This window comes from Bathymodiolus platifrons methanotrophic gill symbiont, from assembly GCF_002189065.1.
Taxonomy (GTDB): Bacteria; Pseudomonadota; Gammaproteobacteria; order Methylococcales; family Methylomonadaceae; genus Methyloprofundus.
On record NZ_BDMN01000178.1, the window covers coordinates 1 to 9384 of the forward strand.

Annotated in this window: 11 protein-coding genes and 1 pseudogene; 8 read left to right on the top strand and 4 right to left on the bottom strand. The window is 40.2% G+C overall.

Annotation, left to right across the window (positions count from 1 at the left end):
* The first annotated feature begins 101 nt into the window (after window positions 1–101).
* The 3 genes and pseudogenes from CDZ78_RS23135 to CDZ78_RS10745 all read left to right on the top strand — a co-directional run.
* On the top strand, window positions 102–374 hold the full coding sequence (locus CDZ78_RS23135) for a hypothetical protein (protein WP_230990520.1): 273 nt from the start codon (window positions 102–104) through the stop codon (window positions 372–374).
* A 17-nt stretch (window positions 375–391) separates the two neighbouring features.
* Window positions 392–1309 carry an ISAzo13 family transposase gene (locus tag CDZ78_RS10740; protein WP_244559225.1) on the top strand — a complete coding sequence of 306 codons (918 nt, stop codon included), beginning with the start codon at window positions 392–394 and terminating at the stop codon, window positions 1307–1309.
* 37 nt (window positions 1310–1346) lie between these two features.
* Window positions 1347–1547 (top strand): annotated as a pseudogene (locus tag CDZ78_RS10745) (transposase); the annotation flags it as partial.
* 450 nt (window positions 1548–1997) lie between these two features.
* On the opposite strand, the gene CDZ78_RS10750 reads toward CDZ78_RS10745, so the two are convergent.
* Both CDZ78_RS10750 and CDZ78_RS21940 read right to left on the bottom strand, forming a co-directional pair.
* Window positions 1998–2399: a recombinase family protein gene (locus CDZ78_RS10750; RefSeq protein WP_167374257.1), complete on the bottom strand. Its 402-nt coding sequence runs from the start codon at window positions 2397–2399 to the stop codon at window positions 1998–2000.
* On the bottom strand, window positions 2329–2475 hold the full coding sequence (locus CDZ78_RS21940) for a hypothetical protein (protein WP_167374258.1): 147 nt from the start codon (window positions 2473–2475) through the stop codon (window positions 2329–2331). Before CDZ78_RS21940 ends, CDZ78_RS10750 begins: the two co-directional genes overlap by 71 nt.
* Before the next feature lie 12 nt (window positions 2476–2487).
* On the opposite strand from CDZ78_RS21940, the gene CDZ78_RS21230 reads away from it, so the two are divergent.
* From CDZ78_RS21230 to CDZ78_RS10760, 3 genes are all read left to right on the top strand, one after another.
* On the top strand, window positions 2488–2679 hold the full coding sequence (locus tag CDZ78_RS21230; RefSeq protein WP_140414002.1) for a hypothetical protein: 192 nt from the start codon (window positions 2488–2490) through the stop codon (window positions 2677–2679).
* 66 nt (window positions 2680–2745) lie between these two features.
* The gene (locus tag CDZ78_RS10755) at window positions 2746–3036 is read left to right on the top strand and encodes a type II toxin-antitoxin system RelE/ParE family toxin (protein WP_087870013.1); all 291 of its coding nucleotides are present in this window, start codon (window positions 2746–2748) and stop codon (window positions 3034–3036) included.
* Between the two features lie 14 nt (window positions 3037–3050).
* Window positions 3051–3350: a HigA family addiction module antitoxin gene (locus CDZ78_RS10760; protein WP_087870014.1), complete on the top strand. Its 300-nt coding sequence runs from the start codon at window positions 3051–3053 to the stop codon at window positions 3348–3350.
* 123 nt (window positions 3351–3473) lie between these two features.
* On the opposite strand, the gene asd is transcribed toward CDZ78_RS10760, so the two are convergent.
* Both asd and queF read right to left on the bottom strand, forming a co-directional pair.
* On the bottom strand, window positions 3474–4334 hold the full coding sequence (gene asd / locus CDZ78_RS10765) for an archaetidylserine decarboxylase (RefSeq protein ID WP_087870015.1): 861 nt from the start codon (window positions 4332–4334) through the stop codon (window positions 3474–3476).
* Window positions 4335–4507: 173 nt separating this feature from the next.
* Entirely contained in the window at window positions 4508–4897 is a 390-nt protein-coding gene (gene queF / locus CDZ78_RS10770; protein ID WP_087870016.1) for a preQ(1) synthase, read from the bottom strand.
* Between the two features lie 95 nt (window positions 4898–4992).
* On the opposite strand from queF, the gene smc reads away from it, so the two are divergent.
* A complete protein-coding gene (smc, locus tag CDZ78_RS10775; RefSeq protein WP_087870017.1) occupies window positions 4993–8502 on the top strand; it encodes a chromosome segregation protein SMC in 3510 nt (1169 codons plus the stop codon).
* Between the two features lie 3 nt (window positions 8503–8505).
* A complete protein-coding gene (locus tag CDZ78_RS10780) occupies window positions 8506–9246 on the top strand; it encodes a cell division protein ZipA C-terminal FtsZ-binding domain-containing protein (RefSeq protein ID WP_087870018.1) in 741 nt (246 codons plus the stop codon).
* Window positions 9247–9384: the final 138 nt, after the last annotated feature.

Here is a 9384-nt window from a genome sequence, read left to right on the forward strand (position 1 = left end):
GGAATGTGTACGAAATAACTTCCTGAAATAAGTTAAGCTTGAATAATAAAATATCTCCCCTAAATCAAGATTATCTTAATTTATAACTTAGTCCTTGTCTTATGTCATTTCCTTATAAAACAAGTATCGAAAAATCAATGAAAAAATTTTATGGCTCACTGAGTGAAAAAGACAAACGACGCTATGCCGCCATTGAGAGTGAAAAATTATCTCATGGTGGCGTTAACTATATTTCAGATTTATTAGGGTGTGATCCAAAAACCATCCGCCGTGGACAAAAAGAACTCAGCGAATTAGAGCAGGATACGGCGGGAATCAGACAACCTGGAGGCGGTCGAAAAAAAAGTTATCTAAGCCCGAATATAAAGGAATAGATCAAGACTTTTTAGCTATTCTTCAGCAGCATACAGCAGGTGATCCAATGAACTCATCTATTAGGTGGACTTATCTAAAGCCGCGTGAAATCGTCAGTGAATTATTAAAAAAGGGTTATTCTGTCAGTCGTAATATCGTTCGATATTTATTAAAAAAACATGAATATGTTAAGCGCAAAGCCCAGAAAAACATTACGATGGGTGGTCATCCTGACCGCAATGCTCAATTTGAAAATATTACCCAATTGAAGCAGGACTACCTGGATGCGGGAAACCCTGTTATTAGTATGGATACCAAAAAGAAAGAGTTATTGGGTACTTTTTATCGTAATGGATCGCTCTATACACAAGCAGCCATTCAAACGAATGACCATGATTTTCCCAGTTCTGCAACAGGTAGTGTCATTCCTCATGGATTTTATGACCTCAAACTAAATACAGGATATATCACACTTGGAACGAGTCATGATACCAGTGAGTTTGCTTGTGATAGCTTATCTCAATGGTGGATAAACGAAGGTATTATCCATTACCCTAAAGCAAAATCACTATTGATCCTTTGTGATGGTGGAGGAAGCAACAGCTCTCGGCACTATATTTTTAAAGAAGATTTACAAAAGACAGCTAATGCACTTGGAGTGGAAATTAGGATTGTCCATTATCCACCTTATACCTCAAAGTATAATCCGATAGAGAATCGGTTTTTTCCTCATGTGACTCGCGCTTGTGAAGGAGTTGTATTTGATTCAATTGAAACGGTTAAAACATTGATTGCCAGAACATCAACTTCGACTGGACTCACAACCGTTGTTAACATACTTGATAAAATATATGAGACAGGGAGAAAATACGCTACTGACTTTAAGGAGAAAATGCCCATTGTATTTGATGAGCATTTACCAAAATGGAATTATCGTGCGATTCCTCAAAAATAATTTATATCGGTAAGTTGTTTCGTACACGTTCCTAAAGATGGATTATCATTATGGCAATCATACAGTCTACAATATTGCATATCATTTTGTTTGGGTAACAAAATACAGATACCAAGTTTTAAAAGGTGATATCAGCTTGGGTGTAAGAGAGTTGGTAAGGCAAATGACTGAGGAAATGATAAAGAATTATCTTGATCACCATTTTGACGCCAACCCGAATGACAATTTTAAAACAGAGTATGGGCGGGGAGTCGCTATTTTTGCGAAAGCTTGTTTTGGGCATCCCAGCCCAAGCAAGCGGCAAAAACTTAACGCGACCGCTAATGCCTTCGGCGCCCCAGACGTCCTGCGTACGTGCCACTTCGCCACTACCATCGTAAACTCGGTGCTGGCTTCGTAACACTCCCTCAAATGACTGGACGGCGTTTCGGAATGCCTTTTATTTTGTCTCCACCTACGCTAGCGCTACGATTCCGACAAAACAACGGCCCTACGCCTTCTGGGGACTACCAGCCCTCGCGTTCGCTCTCCATGGCTGGCAGCGAGAGCTGAAATAACAGGGCTATTTGCCCTGTATCCCGACTTTCAGTCGCCAGTCTCTCTAACCCACGCACTTTTATAGCGGGTGGTTGTTTAGTTCATGCGTCAGGGCTCTGTTATATGGCGTGTGTTGTAGCGTATGAGCTATTTATTTGTCTATATCTTTAAGTATAGTGTAAATAGTTTGTCTCGTAACACCAAAATGTTTTGCTATATCAGATTTCAATGCACCGCCGTTGAACATCGTTATTGCCATTTCCTTTTGTTGTTCATCAAGAGCTGAGGGCCTTCCTCCAATTCTTCCTTTTTTTCTAGCCGCCTCTAAGCCGGCTTTTACTCTATCTTTAATTAATGAGCGTTCGAATTCTGCAAGTGAGCCAAATATATTAAAAACAAGTTTGCCTGTGCTTGTAGTCGTGTCTATTGATTCAGTTAATGAAGTGAAACCGATTCCTTTATTTTCAAGATCATTTATAACTTCAAGTAAGTGTTGTAATGATCTTCCTAAGACGGGATGATAGTCTCCAGAAGGCGCAGGGAAATTTGCCAATCCGAAGTGCGCGATAGCGCGCGAGGGAGGCTAAAATTTTATCCCGAATAGCCGTAGAGCCATTTGAGGTAGCCATGACTGAGCTGCTTTGTGCTCAGTCTGTGGCGGACGCAGGGCGGCTGGAGCATCTCCTATTCGCTGCGTAGGTGAACGAATTACGGCGACAGGAGTCCCGGAATTTCGTGAGGTAGCATGGCGCGCCTATTTTATATCCCTTTCTTGTTTGAATAGCAATAAGAGGATTGTATCCTTTGTTTGCCATTGTCTGCAGATAACTTGAAATACGGCAATAACTAAAAATCAAAAATATATTGCATGAATACCGTGTATCCGTTATTCTTGTGTGATGATTATTTCATTTGCAGATAAAGCCACAGAAGATTTATATCATGGAGTATCTAGTGCTCGTGTCAGGCGATTACCACAACAAATTTTAGAGTCAGCATTATATAAACTGGATATTTTGAATGCAGCACAAACATTAGATGATTTACGTTGGCCTCCAGGAAATAGATTAGAGTCTCTAAAAGGTAACTTTTCAGAGTTACATATTATTCGTATTAACTCACAGTGGCGTATAGTATTTCGATGGGAGGCATCAAATGCTTATGAAGTTAAAATTTTAGATTATCATTAACTTGAGGTATTAAAATGATTCCAACAAATAGAAAAGCAACACATCCAGGAGTTATTTTGCTTAAAGAGTTTCTTGAACCTATGGGAGTAACTCAAAAAGCTTTAGCTACTCATATTGGAATACCAGTACAAAGAATTAATGAAGTAGTAAGAGGTAAAAGAGGTGTTTCACCTAACACGGCGTGGCTTTTATCAGAAGCTTTAAGTACAACCCCTGAGTTTTGGTTGAACCTACAAAACACGTTTGATTTGTCAGCACATAAACCAGAAGTACATATTGAGCCATTAATCGCAACGAACAAGGTTAGATTGTGATCGCGAAGCGAGCCACAATCTGAACCGTTTGTTGGACAAGCTCGGTAATGATAGATGGGTTAGTCGAATCTTTACGTTTGGTTTGTGTGAAACAATATCAGCCTTGCTTTGAATGATGCTTAATTAAACCGAAGTTTGACCTATTTTTTCACCTAATTGGACTTTTTTGCCTGCTACAAGTCTATCTTCCCAGTTCATAACATCATTACCGTAAAGAACAATAATTGTTGAGCCCATATTAAAACGTCCCATTTCTTCGCCGCGTTTTAAATGCGGTGCATTGTCGGTATATTGCCAGGTTTGTACTTCTTTGGCGGTAGGTGGGGTGACTTCGCCATGCCATACAGTTTCTATGCTGGCAACAAAGATAGCCCCAACAAGTACTAATGCCATAGGGCCTATTTCAGTATCAAAAATAGCGACGACTCTCTCGTTTCTAGCAAATAGACGAGGTACTGAATTTGCAGTTGCAGCATTCACGCTGAATAACCGTCCTGGTACATGAATCATTTCTTTAAGCGTGCCATCTAATGGCATGTGCAGGCGGTGATAATCTTTAGGCGATAAGTATATTGTGGTGAATTTACCATTTTTAAAAGGCGCTGCACGTTGTTCATCACCGCCTAATAAGTCAACTGCAGTATAACTTTTACCTTTTGCCTGGATAATGTTGCCTTCAGTAATATCGCCGGCTTGACTAACAGCCCCGTCGGCTGGACAGGCAATATCTCCTTTATTATTGGCCGTGGTACGCACGTCTGCTTTTAATTCCCGGGTAAAAAACTGGTTAAAGCTGGCATAGCTATTTACAGATGAATCTTTTGCTTCATCCATATTAACTCCATAATGACTGACAATCTGTTTGATAAATAGATTCTTCCAGGCTTTGTTTTTACTATGGGTTAGTTGGCGCATTAATCTTGATAAGGGATGATGCGGTAATATATATTGGGGCAGGGTAGTTAGGCTTTCTTTAAATGTCATGATGATTGATTAAAATGTTTGGTTTGTAGCTTGCTTTAATACATCGAGCAATCCATGCATTGTATGTAATAACCTGTTTGTAGGGTGTGGCTTCAGCCCGCAAAAGGTCAATGCAGTGTTTATGGCGGGCTGAAGCCACGCCCTACGTTTGGTTTTGAAGTGTTGCCATGATTCTAGGGCAACTGTACTAACTCAGGTGCGTGCCAATCAGGGTTGCGATGCTCCACAATCACTGAAGTGTAGACACCACCACGAACATTAAAGTCAGCTCGTACGCGCATAAAGTTGGGCTGCGTTACCTTAACAATATCATCGAGAATTTCATTGGTGACGGCTTCATGAAAAGCGCCGCGATCACGGAAAGTCCATAGGTAAAGTTTTAGGGCTTTTAATTCTATGCACAGTTTATCAGGTACGTATTCAAGCGTGATTTCGGCAAAGTCAGGCTGGCCTGTTAGGGGGCAAAGACAGGTAAATTCAGGCGTATCAATGCGGATGGTAAAATCACGGCCAGGTTGGGGATTATCAAATGCTTGTAAGTCTTTGCTTGGTTTTGTTGCCATAACGATTTGTGCTGTTAAGTGTGATTTAGCCTGTTACATTATGTTGCATAAAGTATAATGGCCGTTTATTTTAAAAACACGGTATTTTACCAGTAATGAAGCTGGAAAAAATTAAACTTTCAGGTTTTAAATCATTTGTCGATGCTACGACGATTCCTATTAAAGGAAATCTAATTAGTATTGTGGGGCCAAATGGTTGTGGCAAATCCAATATTATCGATGCTGTGCGATGGGTGATGGGCGAAAGCTCAGCTAAGCACTTGCGTGGCGGTAGTATGGCGGATGTTATTTTTAATGGCTCTTCTGGACGAAAACCTGTTAGCACAGCCTCGGTTGAACTAATTTTTGACAATAGTGAAGGTCGTGCAGGCGGTGAGTTTGCAAAATATAACACGATTGCTATTAAACGCCAGGTAAGTAGAGATGGTCAGTCTATTTATATGTTTAATGGTACTAAATGCCGGCGTAAAGATATTACTGATTTATTTTTAGGGACGGGTTTAGGAGCACGTAGTTACGCGATTATTGAACAGGGAACCATTTCCCGTGTAGTTGAAGCGAAACCAGATGAGCTTCGTGTTCATATAGAAGAAGCGGCAGGTGTTACTAAATATAAAGAACGGCGTAATGAAACTGAAATGCGCATACGTCATTCGCGTGAAAATCTGGAACGCCTGGATGATGTCCGCGATGAAGTAGAAAAACAGCTTAATCATTTAAAAAAACAATCTGAAAAAGCAGAAAAATACACTACTCTAAAAACTCAGGAACGACAATTAAAGCTCGAATTATTAGCTATGCGCTGGCGTGCGCATCATCAAATGGCTGAGCAACTGGAAGTTAAACTGCAGGATGCAGCAACAGCACATAACCAGTTGTTTATGGAGCGTAAAGAACTAGAACAGGCGCTAGAGCAAAAAAGGGTTACACATAAAACGCAACAACAAGCCGTAGATAAACAACAGGGTGAGTATTATCATGTCGTTGCCGAAGTAAGTCGTCTGGATCAAATTATTAAGCATAATGAGCAGTCACATGAAGAAACTGAATTAGAGCTTGCCCGCTTGCGTGAGCAGGCTGATCAACTAAAGGGAAATTTAGATGAAGACCTGCTGCAATTAGAAGAGATAAAAGAATCTTTACTGGAAGCGGAGGAGTCTTTATTCGTTGCTCAGGAAAGAGAAGAGGAGTTACTGGAAATTCAGAGTGCTGCTCAGGAAAAGCGTCTTGCCTGGCAGCAGGAGTGGGAAGCTTATAAAAATCAATATGCTAATTACCGGGAACAAGCTGAAGTAAAACGTATGCAGATCGCGCAATTAGAAAATCAGACTTTTCAAGTACAAAGTCGATTGCAGCGATTACAAGGCGAGCATGATGAGTTAAATGAAAAAGGCCTGCAAGAAGAAATTGAGACTCTTGATCAATCAATTAATCTAATTGAGGAGCAACGGGATCAGTTGCAGATTGAGCTGGATGCTGTACATCTGTCTATTACCGAATTAAGGCAGCAAATCAAACAATACCATGATGTGTTGCACAGAGACCGTTCTGAGCTGCAAACGATTAAAGGAAAAGTTACATCCTTGGAATTACTACAGCAGCATGCGATGGGTAAGGATAATCAGAAGTTAACCCATTGGCTGGATCGGATGGCATTAACAGATAACCAGCGTCTGGCAGAGTTTATTGATGTAGAGCCTGGCTGGGATGGTGCTGTGGAAACAGTGTTAGGCACTTATTTAGAGGCTGTGTGTATTGAGAATGCAGACCAGTTAATTGATGAACTCTCGTCGCTAAGTGATGAGTCTTTAACTTTATTTGAAACACAAAACCCATTACTGGATGAACCAGCAAAAGACCTGACTCGGCTAATAGATAAAATTAAAACACTCTGGAATTTACACGGATTATTATCGGGTATTTATTGTGCGGATAATTCAGAGCAAGCTAGGCAACTAGTGGGCCAGTTAAAGCCCTATGAATCAGTTATAACCACGCAGGGCACCTGGATGGGATATGGCTGGGTCAAAGTGATTCACGATCATGATGCAAAATCAGGCGTTTTACAAAGAGAAAAAGAATTACGCTTGCTTAAAGAAGAGCAGATTGAATTACAAGCACGTGTTGTTGTGACTGAAGAGCAATTGGAAGCAGCAGAAGAATTTTTAAAAGAAGCTGAAAAGCAGCGTGAAGATTTTCAGCAAAAATACAAACAGGTGAGTAATGAACTGGCACAGAAAACTGCTGAATTTAGTGCACACTCTGCGCGGGTAGAGCAGCAGCAACAGCGTCTGGCGCAAGTCATGAATGAAATGGCTGATATTAATAGGGAATTACTTGATAATACAGAAACACGTGAAGAAGCCGCTATGATTAAGGAGCAGGCTGAAGAGGCGATGGAAGCTCTTGAGGAAACCAGGTTTCATTTAGAGCAAAGTAGCGATAGTCTGCAGACAGAAAATGAACAAAGTAATAAACAAGTCAATGAAAGTCGTCAGCAAGTACATGCTTTGCAAGCCAGTATTGCTAGTTTAAAATCCTCTGATACCTTAACTACAAAACAAATAGAGCGTTTACAGCTGCAATATCAGCATGCTCAGGAACGCATAGTTGAATTAGAAAAAAAACTGCATTCAACACTAGAGCCAATGGATGATGAACGTTATCAACTGGAAACTTTACAGCAGGATAAAGATAAATTTGAACAGGATTTAAAACAACTGAGAGAGCAACAAGAGGCTTTAGAGACAGAAATAACAGAAGTTGCAGAGCAGTTCTCCTCAGTACAGCAACACTTAGAGAAGAAAAAAGAATTACTGGATAGTATCCGCTTTGAACAACAGGAAAGCCAGGTTCGTCAGCAAACGGTCACTGAGCAATTAGATGAACTAGAAGCGGATGCGGAGAAAATTATACAAACTATTGCTGCGCATGCTGATGAATCTTCGTGGAAAGTGCAAGTAGATGATTTAAGTCGACAGATAGAACGATTAGGCACGATTAATTTAACGGCAATAGAGGAATATAAGGCGCAATCAGAGCGCATGAACTTTCTAAATGAACAAAATGCTGATTTATTAGAAGCATTAGAAATTCTGGAACAGGCGATTGCAAAAATTGATGAAGAAAGTCGGCAGAGATTTAAGCAAACATTTGATAAAATAAATATGGGTTTACAAGAGAAGTTTCCTAAACTTTTTGGTGGTGGCAAAGCGTATTTATCCTTAACAGATGATGATTTACTGGAAAGTGGGGTCAATATTATTGCTCAGCCACCAGGCAAACGTAATAGTTCCATTCATTTGTTATCAGGTGGAGAAAAAGCGTTAACAGCAGTCGCTTTGGTTTTTTCTATTTTTGATCTTAATCCAGCACCTTTTTGTTTGCTGGATGAAGTTGATGCACCTTTAGATGAGGCGAATGTAAGGCGTTTTTCAGCAATGGTTGAAGAAATGTCCGCAAGCGTACAATTTTTATATATTTCACATAATAAAGTGACCATGGAAATTGCACAGCAATTAGCAGGTGTTACTATGAAGGAACCCGGTGTTTCTCGTATGGTAGCGGTAGATATTCAAGAAGCAGTAGCAATGGCAGAGAGTTAAAAAATGGATAAAGATTTATTAAGATTAGTCATTATTGCGGTGGGTGCCGTAGTTATTTTAGCAATGATTTTATGGGCAATGTTTAGTGGTGGATCAAAACGTAAAAAAATCAATTTTTATGATAATCATGATCCTCTGGAGAATATAGATCCAAGCCTGGTAGTGAGTACTGAGGAGGATGATTTTGATATTGTGCCCATAAATACTGGTGAAAATAATGATTCACAAGTTAAAACGCGTTTAAATACGAAGTATATGCAGGAAGCACAGCAAAGTGGCGTTGATGCTAATGAACTTGCACCAGTGGATGAAGTAGAGCAGGAAAGCCAACAGTCACTATCTGAAGATAATTCATTACCGGCGTTAATACAATTGAGTCTTGTGCCTAAGACAGATGATGGTTTTTCGGGTATTCAGTTATTAGAAGCGTTTGAAAATACGGGTTTGATTTATGGTAGCGTTAAGGTATTTGAAAAGCTGGATGATTTAAATCAGGTTGATTATGCGGTTGCCAGTATGGAAGAGCCTGGTATTTTTCCTGGTGATGACTGGGAAACCCACCTTTGTCCTGGGCTTAATTTTTTTATGCAGCCAAGAGAATTGGAAAATGCTGCGCAAGTATTTGATGAGATGATTGAAACAATTGGGCAATTATCGCTTGCCCTTAAAGGTGATGTTTTAGATCAAAATAACCAGCGCCTGACAGAAGAATCCCTGCAGCAGATTAAGGCAAGTCTGGTTTAAACAGGAAGGCCCTATAAATCGTCAACGCCCCTTGCTCTTGATAACATTGAGTTTATACCATAGTAGCAATTTAACAGGCGCGCCATGCTACCTCACGAAATTCTGGGACTCCTGTCACCAACATTCATTCGCCTACGC